Below are 20386 nucleotides of genomic sequence, written 5' to 3'. Positions count from 1 at the left end.
CGGCCGCCGGGAAGCCTATCTTGCTCTGGCTGGGTGCGGGGGTGGGGTGGTGCGTCCCAACGCGGCGCCAGGTCGCGGTGTTTGCCCGGAAGGATCGGGTAACAGCCGGTGAGGTCTTCCATGAAGAAGTTTGCGATCGCGGCTCTGGGTACGGTGGCGCTGTATCTCGTTGTTACAGGCGAGGATGCGCCCTTGGGGGGTCCCTCGCACGCGCTCGCGGTCGCTCCCCCGCCGGACACCGTGGCGAATTCCGTCATCCAGACGGTATGCGTCCGCTGCCACAACGACACTCGCAGGGCCGGGAGCCTCTCGTTCCTCGAGTTCGACGCCACACATGCCCCGGCCAACGCCGAGACCGCCGAGAAGATGATCCGGAAGCTCCGCGCCGGCATGATGCCGCCGCCCGGAATCCGGCGGCCCGACGAGGCCACGATGACGGCGATGGTCGAGGAACTCGAGACGCGGGTGGATGCGGCGGCCGGCGGGAACCCGAACCCGGGTACGCGGACCTTCCAGCGCTTGAACCGGGCCGAGTACCGGCGCGCGGTCCAGGATCTGCTGGACCTCGATGTCGACATCAGCGCGTTCCTGCCCACCGAAACGATCAGCGATAACTTCGACAACATCGCTGACGTCCAGATGATGTCCGCGACGCTGATGGAGGGCTATCTGCGAGCGGCGGGCGAGATCAGCCGGATGGCGATCGGGGACCCGGACGCGGGCCCGCGCCAAGTGACCTTCAAGGTGCCCAAGACGGCCTCCCAGGCGGTGCGGGCAGAGGGCGCGCCGCTCGGCACGCGGGGCGGGATCTCCGTCATCCACATCTTCCCGGCGGACGGCGAGTACGTGTTCAAGATGGACATGCACCCCGGTCCGACGGGTTTCCTGTACGGGATGACCGCGGCCGATGAGAAGATCGAGGTCTCGGTCAACGGCGCGCGCGTGGCGCTGCTCGACGTCGACCCGTTCATGTCGGAGTCCGACCCGCAGGGCATGGTGATCGAGACCGAGCCGATCGACGTGCGGGCGGGCCCGCAGAGGGTCGCGGCGGCCTTCCTCCTCAACGCAGAGGGCCCGGACAACGACCTCATCAAGCCGATCGACTACAAGCTGGCCGACTCGAACATCGGCAGCGCGTACGGCGTGACGACGCTCCCGCACCTGCGCGACTTCATCGTCACGGGTCCATTCACGGTCACCGGCGTCTCGGAGACGCCGAGCCGCAAGCGGGTCTTTTCGTGCCGTCCCACGGCGCCCGGAGAGGAGCGGCCCTGCGCGCGCGAGATCATCGCCACGCTCGCCGCCGCGGCCTATCGCCGCGCGCTGGAAACGGACGACGTCGACGACCTGATGGTGTTCTTCGACCTCGGCGTCGAGGACGGCGGGTTCGAGGTCGGCATCCGCACCGCGCTCCAGGCGATCCTCGCGAGCCCGCACTTCGTGTTCCGCCTCGAAGAAGTGCCGGCGGATGCCCAGCCGGGCGATGTCTACCGCCTCAGGGACATCGATGTCGCCACGCGGCTCTCCTACTTCCTCTGGGGCACGTACCCGGACGAAGAGTTGGTCGAGTTGGCCGAGGCGGGCCGTCTCTCGGATCCGGCGGTCCTCGAAGCGCAGGCGCGGCGTCTCCTCGACGATCCGCGTTCGGAGGCCCTGGCCACGCGCTTCGCGTCGCAGTGGTTCCGCTTGCAGGATCTGGAGAAGATCCACCCGGATGCCCTGCTCTACCCGTACTGGGATCACCGCCTCGTTGAAGCGATGCTACGGGAGACGGAACTCTTCTTCGATCACATCGTGCGCTCGGACGCGCCCTTCTTCGAGTTGCTGACCGCGGACTACACCTTCGCGAATGAACGGCTCGCGCGGCACTACGGCATTCCGGGCGTGACGGGCGAGGACTTCCGCCGGGTCGAGATCCCGGACGAAGCCCGCCGCGGCCTGTTGGGGCACGGGAGCATCCTCACCCTGACGTCGCACGCGGACCGCACGTCGGCGGTGTTGCGCGGAAAGTGGGTGATGGAGGTGCTGCTCGGCAGTCCGCCACCCCCGCCCCCGCCGGACGTGCCCGACCTGGAGGCGACGGACGAGGCGGAGGACGGAAGGTTCCTCACGGTGCGGGAGCGGATGGAGATGCACCGGTCGAACCCGGCCTGCCGGTCGTGTCATCGGGTGATCGATCCGATCGGCCTCGCGCTGGAGAACTTCGACGTGACCGGGGCGTGGCGGATCAAGGAACAGGGCCGCGCGGTGGACACGACGGGCGAACTCTACGACGGGACTCCGATCCGGAGCGCCGCGGACCTGCGGGCGGCTTTGCTCGAGCGCGAGGATTCGCTGGTCCGGACGTTTGTGGAAAACCTCATGGCCTATGCGCTGGGGCGGCGGATCGAATACTACGACATGCCCACGGTGCGAGAGATCGCGCGCGTGGCGAAGGCCGATGATTTTCGGATGACGTCGTTCATCATGGAGGTCGTGAAGAGCGCGCCCTTCCAGATGAGCGCCGTGGAGATGGTGACGGAAGACGATATCGATGCGGGTGGTGAGCGCTGACCGCGGCGTTGAAAGCGGTCCGAAGCCGAACTGATCAGGAGGAGTGAGCATGGACGTCATCACAGGGAAGCACTTGTCCCGCCGGACGGCGCTGAAGGGTCTTGGCGCTACGGTGGCGCTGCCGTTCCTGGATGCGATGCTGCCGGCCGGCCGGCTCTGGGCCGCCACCAAGCCGTTGACCGATGTGAAGCGGTTCATCGGCATCGAGATGGTGCACGGCGCCGCCGGCTGCAACGAGTGGGGGGCCTCGCAGTTCATGTGGTCGCCGGAGAAGGTGGGGCGCGACTTCGATCTGACGCCGAGCAGCCTGAGCCCGCTCGAGCCGTGGCGAGATTACCTGACGATCATCTCCAACACCGACATCGAGGGGGCGGAGGCGACGACGGCGAAGGAGATCGGCGGCGACCACTTCCGGTCCAGCGCCGCCTTCCTTACGCAGGCCCACCCGAAGCAGACCGAGGGCTCCGACGTGTACGTCGGTACCTCGATGGACCAGCACTACGCGCAGCGCTTCGGGCAGGACACGCCGATCCCGTCCATGCAGCTCTGCATCGAGAACGTGGACCAGGCCGGCGGGTGCGCGTACGGATACGCCTGCGTGTACACGGATACGATCAGCTGGGCGTCGCCGGCGGAGCCGCTTCCCATGATCCGCGACCCGCGGGCCGCGTTCGATCAGTTGTTCGGATCCGGCGGCACGGCGGAGGACCGGGCGCAGCGCCGGCGCACGGATCGGAGCATCCTCGACTGGGTGATGGGTGAGGTCATGGGCCTCAAGCGCGATCTGGGTGCGACGGACCGGCGGCGGCTCGACCAGTATCTCGACAACATTCGCGAGATCGAGCGGCGCATCCAGCGCATCGAGGCGCACAACGCGAGCGGGGAGGTACGTGCGATCCCCGAGGCGCCACCCGGCGTGCCGGACGACTTCGCGGAACATGTGCACCTCATGTTCGACCTGCAGGCTCTGGCCTTCCAGTCGGACCTGACGCGTGTGTTCTCGTTCAAGATGGGCCGTGACGGATCGGGCCGCGTCTATCCGGGCAGTGGCATCGACTCGGCGTTCCACCCGGCCTCGCACCACGGCGGCCGCGAGGAACGCGTGACAGAGTACGCGCAGATCAACCGCTACCACGTCAGCATGTTGCCGTACCTGCTCGAGAAGCTGGCCAGCATCGAAGAGCCCGACGGGAACTTGCTCGACAAGACCATGATCCTGTACGGCTCGCCGATGGGTGACTCGAACCTGCACAACCACAAGCGTTGCCCGCTGTTCGTGGTCGGCGGGGCCGGCGGCGAACTCGAGGGCAACATGCACATCAAGGCGCCGGACGGGACGCCGATGTCCAACGTCATGCTGAGCCTGATGCACAAGCTCGGCCTGGACGACATGGACAGCTTCGGCGACAGCACCGGCGACTTCTCGTTCTCGGCGGTGTCGCAGGACTGATCTCACCGGCGTCGCCCGTGGCGGCTCGATACGCGGAAGGACGAACGATGTTGAAGAGAGTCGGGAAGGCGAGCCTTCGGGCAAGCGTCCTCGTCGCGATTTGCGCCACCACGCTCTGGGCGGCAGCCGCTTTGGATGCGCCGGTCGCGGAGGCGGCGGCGCGCGGGGATATGGAGTCGGTGCGAGCGCTCCTGCGAGATGGAGCGGATGTGAACGCGGCCCAGGGTGACGGGATGACCGCGCTTCACTGGGCCGCCATGCGGGGTGACGCCGAGATGGTGTCGGTCCTCATCTACGCCGGGGCCAACCTGTCGTCGACGACCCGGCTCGGCGCCTACACACCCTTGCACTTGGCGAGCCGCGATGGCCGGTCCGCCGCCGCCGCGCTCCTCATCGAAGCCGGCGGCGACGCGAGCGGCCGCACGACGACCGACGCCACGCCGCTCCACTTCGCGGCGGCCGGCGGCGACGTACCGACGATCACGAGTCTGCTCGAGGCCGGGTCCGAGATCGACGCGCGCGAGAAGGGGCACGGACAGACGCCGCTCATCTTCGCGGCAGCGGCCGGGCGCCTCGAGGCGGTCCACACGCTGATCGCGCGCGGGGCCGACGTGTCGGTCGCGTCTCTCGTCGTCGACTTCGTGGAGCGGTCGCGCCGGGACGGCGAAGCCCGCGGCCGCCGGCAGGAAGTTCTGGCCGTAATCCGGAAGGCCGAGGCCGAGGCCCGCGGGGAGACCGTGGAGGTGGGGGCCGCGACCCGTACGGACACGCCCTCCGGGCAGGAGCCGACGCGGCGCGAGGCCGCGGACCGCGCGAACCGTGACGGAACCGCGACTGCCCCCGCGACCCAGGGCGCGGGAGCTACCCCGGGACAGGAAACTCCCCCGGAAGAGCCCCCGGAAGAACCCGCGGAGGAGACCGAGGACGCTCAAGGCGAAGATCCGCCCGAGGCGGCAGCCCCGGAAGAACCCGACGACGAAGCCGAGGCGGAGGAAGATCCGACCGACGACCCCGCGGAGGACGAGGACCCCGCGGCGGCGGAGGACTCCGAGGAAGCTGACGGGGAAGAGCCTGAAGAAGCCGAAGAGGAGAGGAAGCCGGCGCCGCGGCCTCTCGGTTACAGCGACATCGTGGGCCGGCAGGGCGGCATGACCGCGCTCCACTACGCCGTTCGCGAAGGCCATTTCGAGACGGTCGTGGCCCTCCTCGCCGCCGGCGCCGACATCGATTTGAGGACCGAGGGAGACCTGAGCCCGCCGCTCGTCGTCGCGACCGTGAACGGTCACTACGACTTGGCATCCTACCTGCTGGAACAGGGTGCGGACCCCAACCTCGCGAGCGAGGACGGCGTGGCACCGCTCTACGCGACGATCGCCAATCGCTGGGCGCCCAAGGCGCTGTATCCGCAGCCGACCGCGTTTCGCCAGCAGGAACTCGACTACATGGAGCTGATGGAGATGCTCCTGGCCGCCGCCGCGGACCCGAACGCCCAGGTCAATACACACATCTGGTACTCCGCCTACAACTTCGATCTGCTGGGCGTGAACTTCAGCGGCGCGTCGCCCTTCTGGCGAGCCGCCAAGGCGCTCGACATCCCCGCCATGCGGATGCTCGTGGCGGCCGGGGCCGATCCGCACATGCCGTCGAAGAAGGCCCCTTCGCGCCGGCGCCGATCCTCGGATGACGAAGAGGAGGAAGATCCCAGCGGGCTTCCGCCGGTCGAGGTCGGCGGTCCGGGGATTCCGCCCCTGGTCGTCGCGGCAGGCTACGGCTACGGGCGTTCACGCACGGGCAATCAGCACCGTCATGCGCCGGACAGTTGGCTGGTCACGGCGAAGTACCTCGTCGAGGAGATGGGCGCGGACGTGAACGGGCGGGACTCCGACGGCTTCGGTGCGCTCCACTACGCCGCGGCCCGCGGCGACAACGAGCTCATCGAATACCTCGTGAGCAAGGGCGCCGATCCGCTGATCGTGGCCCGCTCGGGTCAGACGACGGTCGACATGGCGAACGGGCCGATCCAGCGCGTGCAGCCGTTCTTCGAGACGATCGCCCTCCTCGAGGGCATGGGCGCGAAGAACAACAACACTGCCTCACTGCCTCAGCTGCTGACCGGCTTCCCGGGTTCGACGCCGTCTTCCTCGCACCAGGCGAGATACTCGTCAATGGAGCGGTGAAACTCCCGGCGTAGCTGCGTCGTGTCCGTTGCCTCGAACGTCGCGATCGGATACGGGCCGCTGTTGACGACTCGCCCGTGGAGGGTGTCGCTTGAGGCATCGAACTCTACCGCCGCCAAGTATCCCCTGTATTCCATGGCGCTCAAGATGGACGGCGCGGTGGGAAGACGTAGTCGGAATGGATGCGGAGTGCCTTGGCGCCGGGGCTCGATAGACTGTCGAGATAGACTTGTAGCCCTTCCCGCCGTGCCAGCTTGAGGGCTGGCACCATGTCGGCGTCAGCGGCGACTACGACGACGTGGCCGACAAGGCGTTTTAGTGCAAGGGATGCGATATCGAGACCGATGCGCATGTCAACGCCTTTCTGCTTCAAGTTCGGACGAATGTCATCGGCCATGAGCGGGCGCGGTTTGCCTTCCATCAGGGACCGAGCCACGCTTCTCTTGATTCGCCAACCCTGAAATGCCACATCTCCCCTGCGTACGGCGACGTACGGTTCCTGTTCCAGGTCTCGGTGCAATTGCTTGGTCTTGCCGCCCACACTTGGGTGCGCGAGCGGCGTGTCAGTCTTGTTCATGGGGTTGATTCTCTTCCCGGAAGGCGGGTCGGCGGTGTAGTAGAAGACTCGGTAGAGCGGGGCCGTGATTCCCTTGGAGGCGAGGTGATCGATGATCTCGTGCACATGACGGATAATGTCGTGTGCCGCGGCGGGCTCATCGCGACGCGATTCGATGTCGCGTCGGAGGAATTCGCCGTCGATCAAGATGGCCAAGCGGGTTGTCATGCGGGATCCGGGATTCGTTGCACGAGGCTCAACGAAGGATGCCGATAGCACACAAAAAATGGCCCCCGCGTCCGTTAGGTAGCCAAACCAGGGTAAGGGCTTGGCCCGGTACGCGGGGGCCTCTCGGAGCCTTGCTACCACCAGATTACCAATCTTGGGCTTGTAGGCGCAAGCTGCTTGACGCCTCCTGCCAGCGGTTGCTTCGGGGGCTTTCGGGCACAATACGGCTTTGCTCACATGCCCAAATGGAACCCGCCCTTAGCTCAGGCGGAGATCCGTTGGGAGACGGAGATCGGGTAGCCGTCGGGGTCCCGGAGGGTGAACTCGATCGCGCGGGCGTTCGGGTTCAGGTGCGGCTCGTCAAGACAGTCTGCCCCCATGGCGCGAGCACGATCGAAGACGGCCTGCGGGTCCTCCGTGTAGAAATAGAGAAGGACGCCGCGGCCCGCCGTGCCCTCGCATGGATCCGTCATCCCCGGGTGGGCCTTGAACTTGCGGTGGTGCAGCATCAGTTCGACGCTTCCATCCGGTGCCAGGAGCCGCTCGAAGTGATGACCGCCGCGTCCGCTCACGAAGCCGAAGAGTTCGACGTACCAAGCCGAACTCGCCGCCACGTCACGGACGACGAGCATGGGCGTGAGGCCCGGACAAGTCGCGGCCATCGGCTTCGGTTTCCGGCCCGGCTTCGGGCGGCCGCCTACCGGCCCGAACTGTTGGTTTCCGCCTCGGCGGCGCGCCGCGCTTCTTCCCGGGCGGCGACGAGCGTCTCGAATTCCGCGGGGTCGAGATAGGTCACGTCGACCCACAGGTGGGCCATCTCATCCACCGTCCGATCGCCCCAGTCGACCCACTGTTCCGGGTCCGGGTTGTTCGGATTCTCCGGCGTGTTGTCGTGCCAGGCGGTGATGACGAGCGTGGTCCCTGCGGGGAGGAGGGGGGCGGCGTCGTCCTCGTAGATGTAGTTGATGTGCCAGTTCCACTGGAAGTTGTCGACCTGGTTGATCAACTCCTTCCGGCCGTCCGGGTAGATCGCTTCGAGCGACATCGCCTTGCCGCGCATGTGCATGTGCGGCTGGAAGTTCTCCAGGCGCGCGGGCCAGCGGAGGGTGTGGAAGTCCTGCGTCACCGCGATCTCGTTCGGCGGAATGTCGAGGCCGGTGGGGCCGGTGGCGTTGTAGAACATGAGGCGTGTGCGATTCCTGGGCTCTTGGCCCTTCGGATAGAACCACACGCCGAGTTCCACGTAACTGTCCTCGACCCGCTTGCCCATGGCGTGCATGTGGACTTCCCACCTGATCCGGGAGTCCGGCAGCATGATCTTGCCGGCGCCCTCGGGGAAGATCTCGCCGTCCTTGCCGACCGCCCATTCCATGAACAGGCCCGGGCCGCCCATCGCGCCCCCGCGCGTGCTCGCCTCGACGATGCCCGCGCTCATCGGGCTCTCCTCTTCGTCCTGCTGGAGGAAAGCGAGGACATGGTGCGTGATCGTGCGGGCGTCGTTGCCGGCGGGCTTGATCTCGATCGCCTTCACCCAGCGCGGTTCGGTGAGGCCGGTCGGCGTCACGGGCCGGAACCACTTGTCCATCGTCACGGCTTCAAGCGTGTAGGGCTCGGAAGCGATGACCAGGTCGGGCTCTCCGAACTCGTCGATGAGCCGCCATGCGTTCGGGTCGGGGAACTCGGCGGGCGGCGGCAGGTCGGCCGGATCGCCTTCCACCCTGCCCCCGTCGATCCACGCGAGGATCGTTCCGATCTCGTCGCTCGACAGGCTGCGGTCGTTCCTGAACTCCTGGATCCCGACGGTCGGATCGAGGTGCCAGGGGGGCATGATGCGGTTCGAGACCTTGTCGCGAATCCCCGATGCCCAGCGGTACGCGTCCCGGTAGGTGAGCAGCGGCATCGGGGCGATGGAGCCCTCCTGATGACACTCCTGGCAGTTGGCCTGCAGGATGGGCATCACGTCGCGGCTGAACGTCACCTCCGCGTGCCCGTTCTCCTGCGCGTTCTCCTGCGCGTTTGCCGGAACCGCGGCGCTCAGGAAGCCGAGCGCCGCGCCGAGCGCCAGGGCCGCTCGCGTGAGGGAAGCCGGTGTGTGGTGTCTCATCGTCGTGCTCCTCTGGCTCGGCTCATGCTCCTCGGTCGTCCGCCCGCGCCCCGGCGCGTCACGGGCTGACCGTAACACGCACGAACCCGTTGGTCCAACAGCACTGCGCGTGCCCCGCGGCAGCCACGCCCGACCCGTCGTTCGCGCGGACGCGCAGTATGTATTCTCCCGGCTCGCCGAAGGTGACCGTCGTCGACGCCTCGCCCCCGCTCGCCGGCACGCGGGCGGTCGGCTCGCCGAACTCCACGGCGCCGGGGCCCTGGTGTTTGAACCAGATGAGGTTGACCGGTGACCCGGCCGGCGTCCCTGCCGTGAACGCGTTGCGTCCGACGCCGTCATCGCGCGTGAGGACCGTGACCGGGAATGGCTCCCCGGCCCGAGCGGTGAGCGGCTGCCCCCACACGCCCGCCGGTCCGGCACCTTCCGCGCCGTCGGCTTCGAAGCGGAGGGCCGGCGGAGTGTTGCCGCCGCCGGCTTCGCCCTTGAGGGCGTCGATCTTCCAGTCCGTGTGGAAATGTCCGGGGACGCGGAACGTCTGGCCCCGCATCCTGAGCGTCCAATAGACCTTCCCATCGCCGAAGTCCGCGGGAACCTTGACCACGAAGACACCGAAGTGGCGCCGCGGAGCGAAGTGGGTGGGCTGGCCTCCCTGAAACTCCGCCGGTTCGACCATGTTGTCGGGCCCGAGGGGAAGCTCGACGGTCTCCTCGAAGTTGCGGTTCATGTATCCGAAAGAGAGCGACAGCGTGCCATCGGCATTCTCGTACCAGCCCTCGTAGGCGGGGGTCACGGTCTGCCCCCGGCCGCTGCGGTTTCCGAGCGGAACCTGGGCCGCGAGCGGCAGCGTCTCGGTAACGACCGCCGCGAGGGCGACCGCCGCCAGCATGCGGGCAGGTCTCATCGGCCCGCTTCCGCCATGCCGGCCTCGATCGAGGCGCGGATCGCCTTCACGGTCTCCTCGACCCGGAAGCGGAGCAGTTTCTCGCCCGTGGCGATCGCTTCCTCCTTCGGGGCAATTGAGACGCCGTTGATGCTGGCCCTCCCCGCCGCGACGCGCTCGTCGTAGCGCACCATGGCCGGGTCTTCCACCATCATGATCGCGGTGATCACGAAGTCGTCGTGGAGGCCCTCGGGATCCGTCTCGAAGATGCCGAGTTCGGTGTTCATCCACTCGTGGACGTCGCGGTAACGGTAGAACTCGGGGATGAAGTGCGCCTGCGCGTCGTACCAGCGCTCGTTCATTCGGGCGGCCACGGCCTCCATGCCCGACTGGTTCCCGCCGCTGTCGCCGAACAGGATGATGTGTTCGAAGCCGTGCGCCCTGAGGCTCGAGGCCACGTCATCCAGCACGGCCTCGAACGTCTCCTGGCGGAGGCTGATCGTGCCCGGATACCGCATGTGGCCCGACGGTTCGTCAATGTCGCCCTCGGGGACGAGCTTGATGATCGGCGCGCACAGCGCGTTCCCCAGTTCGCGGGCCACGCCCTCACAGGCGCCCTGCAGCACGTAGTTGTGCTTGCCTGTGGCGAGATACGGCCCATTCTGTTCGATACCGCCCGTCGTGATGATCGCGGTGGTCTTCCCGGCCGCCATCGCGTCCCGGACCTCCATCCACGTCATCTCCTCGATCCAGACCGTGTCGAACGCCTCGATCGGCCGCTCCGACACGAGTTCTTCCTGCGTGCGGCGCTCGCGCTCCTCGGCCATCCGGGCGCGCTCTTCGGCGGTCATGTTCCGCTGCTGGCCCGCCAGCGTCGACGCCGAGACGGCGAACAGCGCGAGCAGGGGAAGGATCGATCGGGACTTTCTCATGGGACACCTCGTTTCCGCGAGCATGGCAAGACGACTCCAACCCCCAACGCTAGCATATTCCGCGCCCCCCGGACCAGCCCGGCCGACGTGTACTGGGTGCCGATGTTCGCGTGAAGGTCTGGCGGGTGCGGTCCCCAATGGGAGAAGATTCAAACCAGGTTCTCTCGTTCACGGAGGTACGGAGATGGGTCGGCAGTCTTCTCCTCGGGTTGTTTGGCTTGTTCTCCCGCTCCTCATCGCCTGCGGGCCGCCCGGCGACACCTCGTCGGACGCGGCCGCCCAGGCCGAGGCGGCGGGACCCGCGACTTCCGACCCGTACGACCACGGGTTCACGGAAGCGGACTATCCTCGGGTGATCGAAGTCGCGGAGGACGTCTACGCGTACGAGCAGATCCACCCGACGGGGGGTGAGATCATCACCACCGTGAGCCTCATCGTCGTCACGCCGGAAGGGGTGCTCGTCGCGGACGGGCAGGAGAACCCCGAGGAGACGCAGCGGCTCGTCGACACGATCGCGGGCATGACCGACCAGCCGATCACGCACGTCGTCGTCGCCTCCGATCACGGGGACCACACGGGCGGGAACTCCGCTTTCCCCCCGGGGGCGCGCTTCCTCGCGCACGCCACGTCCGCGGCGATCCTGGAGGCGAGCGCGGCCAACCCGAACCGGCCCGAGGGGGCGCCGCCGGTCGTCGTCCCCACGGACATCGTGGGTGACGATACGGTGCTCGAACTGGGCGGGCGCGAGATCCATCTCCTTCACCTCGGCCGCGCGCACACAGGTGGGGATCTCGTCGTATACGTGCCCGATGGGAAGGTGCTGTTCATGAGCGAGACGTACCTGAAGCACATCTTCCCGGCCATGCGGTCCGCGTATCCGTCGGAGTGGGTGGCGATGCTGGATCGCTCGCTGGAGATGGATGTGGACGTCTACGTGCCGGGGCACGGGGTGATGGAGTCGCCGGGGGTCCTCGAGGCGGGGCTGGTGTCGTTCCGGGACGCGGTGCGGGCGGTCGTGGAGGAGGCGACGCGGTTCCACGGCGAGGGGCTCAGTGCCGAAGAGGCGGCCGAGGCGGCGGCGTTCGGGGACGTCGAGCGCTGGTCGCTGCGGGACAGCCAGAAGCCGCGCGCGATTCAGCGCGTGTACATGGAATTGAACGGGGAGCTGCCGGGATGAGCACTTTCAGCGGGCGAACAGGGCGGAAGGTCGGACTCGCCGCGGTGGTGGCGAGCCTGGCGTTCGGCGTCGGCGCGGTTCACGCGCAGTCACACGTGACGGTGGACATCGGGGCCCGGGATCCGGCGATCTCGCCGAGCGGATCGACGGTCGCCGTCTCCATCCTCGGGAAGATCTGGCTCCTCCCGGTCGAGGGGGGTGCCGCGCGCCAGCTTACGAACGGGGCGTCGTGGGACACGCGGCCGGCGTGGTCGCCGGACGGCCGCTTCCTCGCCTACTCGGCCAGGACTCTCCAGGGGGCGGACCTCCTCGTCCGCAACATGGCGACGGGGGGCGTCCGCTTCCTGCACCGGGTGCCGTCGTCGATCGGACACATGGAGTTCGATCCGGAGGGGGACCAGCTCTACTTCGTGGACGACCGCTCCCAGTACGACGCGCACGTGTGGCGCATCCCGCTGGCGGGCGGGGAGGCGGAGCAGATCACGCACACGCAGAACTGGCACGAGTGGTCGTTCGCCCTCTCGCCGGACGGGAGCCGGCTCCTCGTCGAGACGGGGCGCTTCGACGGGACAGATCTGTACGAGATGGATCTGGAGGAGATGTCGCTCGAGCGGCTCACGGACACGCCCGAGCGGGAGATGGCCGCCGCGTGGAGCCCGGACGGATCGCGCCGGGCGCACGTCGCCACGCACAACGGCGTCGACCACATCATCGTGACGGACATGAGCGGCGAAGGGGTCGAGCCGCGCCGTCTGCACACGGGCCCGTTCGACCAGAAACAGCTCGCCTTCCACCCGTCCGACGACTGGCTGCTCGTGCTCGGCGGACGGCGCCTGAACCGGCTCGACCTCGGGACCGGCGAGATGAGCGGGATTCCGTTCGAAGCCCGGTTCGAGGTCGCCGATGCCCCGGCAGACGACCTGCTGATCACGAACGTGCGCCTGTTCGACGGCACGGGCGACGAGGCCGTCCCCGCGGCGGCGGTGCTCGTGCAGGATGGGAGGATCACGGAGGTACGGATGGGGGAGGATGCCGGGCTCCCCGACGTCGGGCCCGGCACGCCGGTCATAGAGGGGGGCGGGCGCATGCTCCTGCCGGGCCTCATGGACAACCACCGCCACTACTGGCAGCCCCTCTCCGGCTCGGATCTGCTCGCGGCCGGGATCACGGCGATCCGCGACCCCGGCTCGGCGATCCAGGACGCGATGGACTTCAAGGATGCGGTGCGGCTGGGCGTGCTCGCGGGTCCGGACGTGTACACGGCGGGCCCGCTCATCGATGGCTCGGCGGGCTACCACCCAATGGTGGACGTAAGCATCGACGACCCCGCGGCCGCCCCCGCGCTGGTCCGGGCGCTCAAGGCGCAGGGAGTGGACCTGCTCAAGGCGTACTTCCTCCTCGACCCCGATGTCCTCGCCGCCGTAGTCGCCGAGGCGCGCGTCCAGGGGCTTCCGGTCACGGGCCACATCGGCGTCCGCACGAGCTGGCGGCAGGCGATCGAGGCCGGGATCTCCGGGTTCAACCACATTCGCGTGTGGCGCGATTTCCTGCCTCCGGAGATCCAGGCCGACGGCCGGGACATGTCGCTCGACGGGAGCCGGAACCCAGTCGGCCGCATGCAGGCCGACTGGAGTCAGATCGATCCCGCGAGCCCCGAGGTGATGTCGCTGCTGGAACTCATGGCCGAGACGGGCACGGCGATGGACCCCACCCTCTTCATCCAGGAGATCGATGACGGTGACCGCTCCCGCTTCTCGCTCGACCAGTTCCACACCGCCCGGCAGGCGTACGAGCGCATGGGTGAGTTCGTGCGCCGCGCGGTCGAGATCGGAGTGCCGCTGCTCGCGGGCACGGACAACGTGAGCCTGTTCGACGAACTCGAGGCGTATGCCGCCGCCGGCGTGCCGAACGCCGCCATCCTGCGGGCCGCGACATCGAACGGTGCGCGCTGGCTCGGGAAGGAAGACGACTTCGGTACGGTGCGGCCGGGGCGCCGCGCGCACCTCATCCTCGTGAATGGCGACCCGCTGGCCGACGTTGCCGACCTGCGGAAGATCGATCTCGTCGTGAAGGACGGCGTGATCGTCTTCGGCGGTCCACCCGCTGAGCCGCTGGTCCCGTGACCGCCGGGGTCGTAACGGGCGTAGTCGAGACCGTTGCCCTCGCGGCGTTGCAGGTGGAGCCGTCGGGAGGGCTCCTCCCGGCGCTCTCCGACAACCCGTTCCTGGCGCTCGGCGCGCTGTTCGCGGCGGGCGTGATCACGAGCACGAACCCGTGCGTCTGGCCGATGATCCCGATCACGTTCTCGGTCATCTCGGGCACGGCGGGCGAGGATCAGCCACGAAAGCGCACCATCGGCCTCACGCTCACCTACGCACTGGGGCTGGCGCTCCTCTATTCGCTGCTGGGCGTCATCGCCGGGCTCAGCGGCACCGTGCTCGGCTCGATCGGGGCGAGCTTCTGGGCGCTGTTCGCGACCGGAAACCTCCTCCTCTTCTTCTCCCTGTTCATGCTCGACGTGTTTCCGGTACCGGTCCCGAAGCGGCTTCTGGCGTGGGCCGGCAGTCGCGGCGGCGGCTCCTACCGGGCCGTGTTCGTCCTCGGCGCGACCTCGGGCATAGTGGCCGCGCCATGCGGCGCGCCCGCCTTCGCCGTCGTGCTGACCTGGGTCGTCGCCGAACAGGCCGGCCTCATGGGCTTCGTGTACCTGTTCACTTTCTCCATCGGCATGACCGCCGTACTCATCGCGGTGGGTCTCTTCTCGGGGACGGTCGCGGTGCTGCCGAAGTCGGGAACGTGGATGATCTGGATGAAGCGGGCCGCAGCCGTCATCATGATCGGGATGGCGCAGTTCTACCTGATCCGGGCGGGATACTTCCTGTGAGCGCGAAAAATCTGAAGCATCCGAACATGACGCGGGGGATGAGGGGCACCGTCGTGACCCTTGCGGGACTTGTGTGGCTCGCGGGGGCGGGTCCGCTGAGCGCGCAGGCCGGAGAGGGGCAGGTCAGCCTGCCGACGGGAACGCAGGCGCCGGACGCGGCGCTCCAGGATCTGGACGGCAACGAGGTCCAACTCCTCGATTATGCCGACGGCAAGCCCACCCTCATCGAGTTCTGGGCCTCTTGGTGCGAGCAGTGCGAGGCGCTGCAGCCCGAGATCGACGAAGTGGTGGCCGACTTCGGAGAGCAGGTGAACGTCGTCGCCGTCGCCGTGGCCGTGGCCCAGTCCCTAAGGCGGGTGAGGCGGCACGCGGAGTCACACGGTGCGGCGTATCCCTATCTCTGGGATGCGGATGGAGCGGCGGTGCGCGCCTACTCGGCGACTACGACGTCGATCGTCGTCATCCTCGATGCCGAGGGGAACGTGGCGTACACCGGCGTCGGCCCCGAACAGGACCTGGTCGGAGCGGTAAGCAGTCTCGTGTCGCCGAGTGAAGGGCCCGGCGGGTGCACGGGAGGGTGATCAAAGTGAGCCGAGGCTGGCGACTCCGGCCGGCCGGAGCGGCGGGCCTGGCCCTCGCCGCGTGCGCCGTGAACCCGGCGGCCCAGAGCGGTCCTGATTCCCGGGACCCTCCGGAAGCCCCCCCCACATACGACACGGCGCCGGTTCTCATGAACGACGCTGAAGTCTCGCGGGAACTGCGGGAAGCCTACCCGCCGGAACTGCACGCGAGCGGGATTGGAGGCAGAGTCGAAGTTTGGGTACGCGTTGACACGGCGGGCAACGCATCGAGCCGGCGGATCAGGACGTCGAGCGGCTACGACGCACTCGATTGTGCCGCGATGCAGATGGGGCGCGTCATGCAGTTCGAGCCTGCCATGGACGCGGGCCAGCCAACGGTCGGGTGGATCCCCCGGTGGGTGGAGTTCGAGCCTGATCCCGCGCATCCCCCCCCGCCGGATCGCCCACGCTGCGAGCCCTTCGACAGAGACCCCGTTCCACTGAACCAGAGCGACCTTACCAAATGGCTCGAGTGGTTCTATCCCAAGGACCTCCAAGCCCAAGGTGTGGGCGGCAGGGTCGTCCTCTGGCTGTTCGTCGACGAGACCGGCGACGTCACGAAACACCGGGTGAGGGAGTCCAGCGGCATTGAAGCGCTCGACCGCGCCGCGGGCGACGTCGCCGGGATGATGCGGTTTGTCCCGGCGAAAGCGCTGGGACTACCGACGGGCGTCTGGGTTGCGCAGCCGATCACGTTCCAGGTGGTGAATCCTCTGGCCGCCGGTTGAGTCCCGGCGACCCGAGGTTGCACGGCTACGGGTCCACAGGCTCCGGGGTGACCTCGTCGATGACGGCGGCCAGCTCCTCGTAGGCGGCGGGGTCGACCTGGTTGAAGGCCGGGATCACGCCGGCCACGCGGCCGTCCGGTCCCACGACGATCACCGCGCGGCTGTCCACCATGTTGTTGTCTCTCAGCCCTCCGCCGAACGCGGCGTACGTCCCCCCGTCATTGTCCGCGTCACTCCCGAACAGGAAGGGGAAGTCCTCGTCCTTCAGCCAGGAGGCGAGTTCGTCGACCGGGTCGTTCGAGATGCCGACGAGGACCACGTTGCGGCCCTCGTTGAAAACGCTTGCGTACTGATCACGGTACGCTCTCATCTGAACCGTTCAGCCACGCGTCCTGACTCTGAAGAAGAAGGCCAGTACGACCGTCTCCCCTCGGTAGTCGCTGAGCTGGATCGGGTTTTCCAGCGCGCCGTACCGCGTCGCGCCGGGGAGCGCGAAGTCGGGCGCCATCTCGCCCACGGCAAGGAGTTCGGCATCCTGCGCGCTCACCGGATCCGCATCTCCGATAGCGACGATTCCGGCGACGCCCAGCGCGAGTGCGGCGGCCAGGACAAGTCTCCGCATGTCTCGGTCCTTTCATAGGGGTGGTAGCTCATGCCGAAGGGTGGCGAGCCCCCCGCTTTCGCGCCAGAGGCCCCGGCGCCCGACCCGGGCCCGTGCCTCGAAGCTTGCCCGGTCCCGTCCGGTTCCGACACCTTGGATTCCCGGAGGCTGCTGCACATCCTTCCCCCGCCTTCAAGGAGGCGCTCCCATGGCCCGCCAGTCCCGAAACCGTCCGTGGCGTCGCGCCGCCGCCTTCATCTTCCTCGGCTTCCTGATCACGCCGGCGCACGGCTGCGCGCAGGGGAACGGCGATCCCGCGAACGACCCCCGCTTCGAGCAGGCGGTCGATCTCTTCGAGGCGTGGCTCGACGCGAAGATGGCGTACGAGAAGATCCCCGGCGTGTCCGTCGCGCTCGTGCACGACCAGGATCTCGTCTGGGCCCGGGGTTACGGTTACGCGCACCCCGCGACGCAGGTCGCGGCCACCCCCTCCACGATGTACTCGGTGTGCTCGATCTCGAAGCTCTTCACCTCGATCGGCGTGATGCAGCAGCGCGATGAGGGCAACGTGGATCTGGACGACCCGGTCTCCGACCACCTCCCGCGGTACAACCTCGAGCAGGCGTATCCCGACGCCCCCGGCGTGAGCCTGGAGGGGATCCTCACCCACTCCTCGGGGCTCCCGCGCGAGTCGGCGCACCCCTACTGGACGGGTCCGGATCACCCCTTCCCTACGAGGGACGAGATCATCGAGGGACTCTCGGGACAGGTGACGCTGTATCCCGGCAGACGCTACTTCCAGTACTCGAACCTGGGCATGGCCCTGGCGGGGCAACTGGTCGAGCAGAGTTCGGGGATGGCCTACGACGACTATGTCCGTAGCCGGATCCTCGACCCGCTGGGCATGTCCGACACTTACACGGACATCCCCGCCGAGCACAGAGGCGACCGCTACGCGACGGGGCACGCGCGGCTCGCGAGGGACGGCGGGCGGGACGAGGCCCCCTTCTTCCAGGCGCTGGGGATGGCGCCCGCGGCGGGGTTCGCCTCCACCGTCGAGGATCTGGCGCGGCTCGCCTCGTGGCAGTTCCGCCTGCTCGAGAACGGCGGGACGGAGATCCTCGACGTGAACACGCTGCGCGAGATGCACCGCGTGCACTGGGTGGATCCCGACTTCGACACGATGTGGGGGCTCGGTTTCGCGGTCTCGCGACGCGACGGGGAGCGGACGGTCGGCCACGGCGGGAGTTGCCCCGGCTTCCGCTCGACCTTCCAGCTCATCCCGGCGAAGAAGCTGGCTGGCGTCGTGATGATGAACGCGCTCGCCAGCCCCGACGACGTGTGGAGCAAGATGAGGGCGATTGTGGGCAAGGCGCTGGAGGACATCCAGGCGGATCCCGGCGGCGGGTCCCGGCGCCCCGCCTCCCTCGCCGAGTACGAAGGGCGGTACGAATCCACCTGGGGCGAGACGGTGATCCTCAGGTGGGACGACGGACTGGTGGCGCTCGGGGTTCCGACGGACGACCCGCTCGAAGCGAAGACCGCGCTCCGGCACGAGAGTGGCGATACCTTCCGCCGCGTGCGGGAGGACGGCGAGTCGGGAGAGGCGTACATCTTCCACCGGGACGAAGGCGCCATTACCCGGTTCAGCGTCCACGGCAACTACTCGAACAAGGTGCGGTAGCGGAGGATGACGACGGTTTCAGGGAGCCTCATTCCGGAGGCGGCGGCCCGAGAGGGGAACGACCCGATATTCGCGTTGCATGGAGAAGCGGTGCGTCGGGCGGCGGCGGGCGAGTCGATCCTCAACTCGACGCTCGGGGCGCTGATGAACGACGACGGGAGCCTCGCGGTCATGCCCTCGGTGGCCGAGGCGCTGGGGCGGGTGCCGCACGCGCTCGGCGCGGGGTACGCGCCGATCTCCGGCGACCCCGCCTACCTGGAGGCGGTGATCTCCGACCTCTGTGGGGCGGGCGGGCTGGCCGGGCAGGCGGTCGCCGTCGCCACGCCGGGGAGCACCGGCGCGATCCACCACGCGATCCTCAACTTCCTCGAGCCCGGGCAGGCGGCGCTCACGCCCAGCTACTACTGGGGCCCGTACCACACGATCTCGACCCATTCGGGACGCTCGGTCGAGACCTTCAACATGTTCGACGCCGGGATCCGCCTCGACCTCGATGCCTTCCGCAGGGGGCTCGAGGGCCAGATCGAACAGCAGGGGCGCTCGCTCGTCCTCTTCAACTTCCCCTGCAATAACCCGACCGGGTATTCACTCGACGAGGCGGAGTGGGAGGCCGTGGCGGAAATCGTCCAGGATGTGGGAGAACGGGGGCCCATCGCGTTCCTCCTCGACCACGCGTATGCGAAGTTCGGGGACGAGGCCTCGAACCGCTGGATCGACTACGTCCCGCGGATGATGGAGTCGGCGACGGTGCTTGTGGGGTGGACGGTCTCGAAGTCGTTCGCTCTCTACGGCGCGCGCGTCGGCGCCCTCGTGGCTCTCCATCGGGACCCGGCCGAGCGGCAGAGAATGTCGAACGCGCTCGGGTTCTCGTGCCGGGCCACCTGGTCGAACTGCAACCATCTGGGTCTGCTCGCCGCCGTCGAACTTCTCACGGACCCGGAGTTGCGGGCGCGTTCGGACGCCGAGCGCGCCGCGATGATCCGGCTGCTGGATGGCCGGGTCGCGGCCTTCAACGAGTTGGCCGGCCGCACGGGACTGTCGTACCCGCGCTACGAGGGCGGTTTCTTCGTCTCTGTGTTCACACCCGACGCGGGGGTGACGGCGGCGACCATGCGCGAGGCCGGGGTGTACGTAGTCCCCATGGAGGGCGCCGTCCGGATCGCGCTTTGCGCCACGCCCGCGGCGTCGCTTCCGCGGCTCGTGGAAGCCCTGGCGAACGGCCTGGCGGCGGCCCGCGCCGCCGCAGCCTGAGGGAAGACCCATGGAACCTCACCGACGAACACAGACCATGGCGCTGGCTCCGGCCCTCGCCCTCTTCACGGCGGCGAGTTGCGCCAACCCGCCCCCGCTCTCGGACGGGGAGAAGCTGGCGCGCGTGGAGCAGATGTCGGATGACGTCGAGCGGCAGTTTCCCGATGTGGAGACGGTGACGGTGGCGGAGGTCGGGCGTTTGCTCGAGACCGGAGGCGTCGTGCTCGTCGACGCCCGGGAGGCTCGCGAGCGGGAGATCTCCTGGATTCCCGGCTCCATCACCTCCGACGAATTCGAGCAGGACCCGGAGCGTTACGCGGATCGGACGGTCGTGGCGTACTGCACGATCGGGCATCGCAGTTCGGTGTACGCCGGGCGCATGACGACCGAGGGCCGGCGGGTCCTCAACCTGCGGGGCAGCCTGCTCGCCTGGACTCACGCCGGCGGGCCGCTCGTGGGTCCGGATGGCCCGACGAACCGCCTGCACGTCTACGGGCGCGACTGGGACCTCGCCCACTCCCGCTACGAGACGATCTGGTAGGTCTGTCGGCGGGCGACCGG

At 68.2% G+C, this 20386-nt stretch carries 18 protein-coding genes; 11 read left to right on the top strand and 7 right to left on the bottom strand.

Annotation, left to right across the window (positions count from 1 at the left end):
- The first annotated feature begins 120 nt into the window (after positions 1-120).
- Genes ACOOHF_RS05215 through ACOOHF_RS05205 form a run of 3 tightly spaced genes read left to right on the top strand, consistent with a single transcriptional unit; the run spans position 121 to position 6180 of the window.
- Positions 121-2553, top strand: a complete 2433-nt coding sequence (locus tag ACOOHF_RS05215) for a DUF1592 domain-containing protein (RefSeq protein WP_420463668.1) — start codon at positions 121-123, stop codon at positions 2551-2553.
- Positions 2554-2602: 49 nt separating this feature from the next.
- Positions 2603-4003: a DUF1552 domain-containing protein gene (locus tag ACOOHF_RS05210; protein ID WP_420463667.1), complete on the top strand. Its 1401-nt coding sequence runs from the start codon at positions 2603-2605 to the stop codon at positions 4001-4003.
- Between the two features lie 47 nt (positions 4004-4050).
- Positions 4051-6180 (top strand): ankyrin repeat domain-containing protein, encoded by a 2130-nt coding sequence (locus ACOOHF_RS05205; RefSeq protein ID WP_420463666.1) that lies wholly within the window; start codon positions 4051-4053, stop codon positions 6178-6180.
- A 142-nt stretch (positions 6181-6322) separates the two neighbouring features.
- Here ACOOHF_RS05205 and ACOOHF_RS05200 read toward each other — a convergent pair whose 3' ends face one another.
- From ACOOHF_RS05200 to ACOOHF_RS05180, 5 genes are all read right to left on the bottom strand, one after another.
- On the bottom strand, positions 6323-6964 hold the full coding sequence (locus ACOOHF_RS05200; protein ID WP_420463665.1) for an NYN domain-containing protein: 642 nt from the start codon (positions 6962-6964) through the stop codon (positions 6323-6325).
- Between the two features lie 263 nt (positions 6965-7227).
- The gene (locus tag ACOOHF_RS05195) at positions 7228-7626 is read right to left on the bottom strand and encodes a VOC family protein (protein WP_420463664.1); all 399 of its coding nucleotides are present in this window, start codon (positions 7624-7626) and stop codon (positions 7228-7230) included.
- A 35-nt stretch (positions 7627-7661) separates the two neighbouring features.
- Complete coding sequence (locus ACOOHF_RS05190; RefSeq protein ID WP_420463663.1) at positions 7662-9068, bottom strand: hypothetical protein; 1407 nt, start codon at positions 9066-9068, stop codon at positions 7662-7664.
- Between the two features lie 58 nt (positions 9069-9126).
- A complete protein-coding gene (locus ACOOHF_RS05185; protein WP_420463662.1) occupies positions 9127-9969 on the bottom strand; it encodes a hypothetical protein in 843 nt (280 codons plus the stop codon).
- The gene (locus ACOOHF_RS05180; RefSeq protein WP_420463661.1) at positions 9966-10880 is read right to left on the bottom strand and encodes a creatininase family protein; all 915 of its coding nucleotides are present in this window, start codon (positions 10878-10880) and stop codon (positions 9966-9968) included. Before ACOOHF_RS05180 ends, ACOOHF_RS05185 begins: the two co-directional genes overlap by 4 nt.
- Before the next feature lie 184 nt (positions 10881-11064).
- Between ACOOHF_RS05180 and ACOOHF_RS05175 the strand changes: the two genes are divergently transcribed.
- From ACOOHF_RS05175 to ACOOHF_RS05155, 5 genes are read left to right on the top strand one after another with little or no spacing between them, the layout of a single operon-like run.
- A complete protein-coding gene (locus ACOOHF_RS05175; RefSeq protein ID WP_420463660.1) occupies positions 11065-12057 on the top strand; it encodes an MBL fold metallo-hydrolase in 993 nt (330 codons plus the stop codon).
- Positions 12054-14180: an amidohydrolase family protein gene (locus tag ACOOHF_RS05170; protein WP_420463659.1), complete on the top strand. Its 2127-nt coding sequence runs from the start codon at positions 12054-12056 to the stop codon at positions 14178-14180. Before ACOOHF_RS05175 ends, ACOOHF_RS05170 begins: the two co-directional genes overlap by 4 nt.
- Positions 14177-14941, top strand: coding sequence for a cytochrome c biogenesis protein CcdA (locus ACOOHF_RS05165; RefSeq protein ID WP_419933943.1), 765 nt, complete (start codon positions 14177-14179; stop codon positions 14939-14941). Before ACOOHF_RS05170 ends, ACOOHF_RS05165 begins: the two co-directional genes overlap by 4 nt.
- A complete protein-coding gene (locus tag ACOOHF_RS05160; RefSeq protein WP_420463658.1) occupies positions 14938-15522 on the top strand; it encodes a TlpA family protein disulfide reductase in 585 nt (194 codons plus the stop codon). Before ACOOHF_RS05165 ends, ACOOHF_RS05160 begins: the two co-directional genes overlap by 4 nt.
- A 5-nt stretch (positions 15523-15527) precedes the next feature.
- The gene (locus tag ACOOHF_RS05155; protein WP_420463657.1) at positions 15528-16289 is read left to right on the top strand and encodes an energy transducer TonB; all 762 of its coding nucleotides are present in this window, start codon (positions 15528-15530) and stop codon (positions 16287-16289) included.
- A gap of 25 nt (positions 16290-16314) precedes the next feature.
- Here ACOOHF_RS05155 and ACOOHF_RS05150 read toward each other — a convergent pair whose 3' ends face one another.
- Together ACOOHF_RS05150 and ACOOHF_RS05145 are read right to left on the bottom strand one after the other, a co-directional pair.
- Positions 16315-16659: a peroxiredoxin family protein gene (locus ACOOHF_RS05150; protein ID WP_419933940.1), complete on the bottom strand. Its 345-nt coding sequence runs from the start codon at positions 16657-16659 to the stop codon at positions 16315-16317.
- A gap of 9 nt (positions 16660-16668) precedes the next feature.
- The gene (locus ACOOHF_RS05145; protein WP_419933939.1) at positions 16669-16911 is read right to left on the bottom strand and encodes a hypothetical protein; all 243 of its coding nucleotides are present in this window, start codon (positions 16909-16911) and stop codon (positions 16669-16671) included.
- A 187-nt stretch (positions 16912-17098) separates the two neighbouring features.
- On the opposite strand from ACOOHF_RS05145, the gene ACOOHF_RS05140 reads away from it, so the two are divergent.
- The 3 genes from ACOOHF_RS05140 to ACOOHF_RS05130 are packed head-to-tail and all read left to right on the top strand — an operon-like array spanning position 17099 to position 20366.
- Positions 17099-18574, top strand: a complete 1476-nt coding sequence (locus ACOOHF_RS05140) for a serine hydrolase (RefSeq protein WP_420463656.1) — start codon at positions 17099-17101, stop codon at positions 18572-18574.
- 6 nt (positions 18575-18580) lie between these two features.
- Entirely contained in the window at positions 18581-19825 is a 1245-nt protein-coding gene (locus ACOOHF_RS05135; RefSeq protein ID WP_420463655.1) for a pyridoxal phosphate-dependent aminotransferase, read from the top strand.
- Between the two features lie 37 nt (positions 19826-19862).
- Positions 19863-20366, top strand: a complete 504-nt coding sequence (locus tag ACOOHF_RS05130; RefSeq protein WP_420463654.1) for a rhodanese-like domain-containing protein — start codon at positions 19863-19865, stop codon at positions 20364-20366.
- Positions 20367-20386: the final 20 nt, after the last annotated feature.

Origin of the sequence: Candidatus Palauibacter sp. (genome assembly GCF_965216145.1) — a bacterium.
Taxonomy (GTDB): Bacteria; Gemmatimonadota; Gemmatimonadetes; order Palauibacterales; family Palauibacteraceae; genus Palauibacter.
This window is presented reverse-complemented; position numbering and strand designations above follow the sequence as displayed.

Excerpts from the sequence above, each read along its gene's own strand:
- ACOOHF_RS05215 (WP_420463668.1), top strand. The coding sequence starts at position 121 with ATGAAGAAGTTTGCGATCGCGGCTCTGGGTACGGTGGCGCTGTATCTC.
- ACOOHF_RS05210 (WP_420463667.1), top strand. The coding sequence starts at position 2,603 with ATGGACGTCATCACAGGGAAGCACTTGTCCCGCCGGACGGCGCTGAAG.
- ACOOHF_RS05205 (WP_420463666.1), top strand. The coding sequence starts at position 4,051 with ATGTTGAAGAGAGTCGGGAAGGCGAGCCTTCGGGCAAGCGTCCTCGTC.
- ACOOHF_RS05200 (WP_420463665.1), bottom strand. The coding sequence starts at position 6,964 with ATGACAACCCGCTTGGCCATCTTGATCGACGGCGAATTCCTCCGACGC.
- ACOOHF_RS05195 (WP_420463664.1), bottom strand. The coding sequence starts at position 7,626 with ATGGCCGCGACTTGTCCGGGCCTCACGCCCATGCTCGTCGTCCGTGAC.
- ACOOHF_RS05190 (WP_420463663.1), bottom strand. The coding sequence starts at position 9,068 with ATGAGACACCACACACCGGCTTCCCTCACGCGAGCGGCCCTGGCGCTC.
- ACOOHF_RS05185 (WP_420463662.1), bottom strand. The coding sequence starts at position 9,969 with ATGAGACCTGCCCGCATGCTGGCGGCGGTCGCCCTCGCGGCGGTCGTT.
- ACOOHF_RS05180 (WP_420463661.1), bottom strand. The coding sequence starts at position 10,880 with ATGAGAAAGTCCCGATCGATCCTTCCCCTGCTCGCGCTGTTCGCCGTC.
- ACOOHF_RS05175 (WP_420463660.1), top strand. The coding sequence starts at position 11,065 with ATGGGTCGGCAGTCTTCTCCTCGGGTTGTTTGGCTTGTTCTCCCGCTC.
- ACOOHF_RS05170 (WP_420463659.1), top strand. The coding sequence starts at position 12,054 with ATGAGCACTTTCAGCGGGCGAACAGGGCGGAAGGTCGGACTCGCCGCG.
- ACOOHF_RS05150 (WP_419933940.1), bottom strand. The coding sequence starts at position 16,659 with ATGAGAGCGTACCGTGATCAGTACGCAAGCGTTTTCAACGAGGGCCGC.
- ACOOHF_RS05145 (WP_419933939.1), bottom strand. The coding sequence starts at position 16,911 with ATGCGGAGACTTGTCCTGGCCGCCGCACTCGCGCTGGGCGTCGCCGGA.
- ACOOHF_RS05140 (WP_420463656.1), top strand. The coding sequence starts at position 17,099 with ATGGCCCGCCAGTCCCGAAACCGTCCGTGGCGTCGCGCCGCCGCCTTC.
- ACOOHF_RS05135 (WP_420463655.1), top strand. The coding sequence starts at position 18,581 with ATGACGACGGTTTCAGGGAGCCTCATTCCGGAGGCGGCGGCCCGAGAG.
- ACOOHF_RS05130 (WP_420463654.1), top strand. The coding sequence starts at position 19,863 with ATGGCGCTGGCTCCGGCCCTCGCCCTCTTCACGGCGGCGAGTTGCGCC.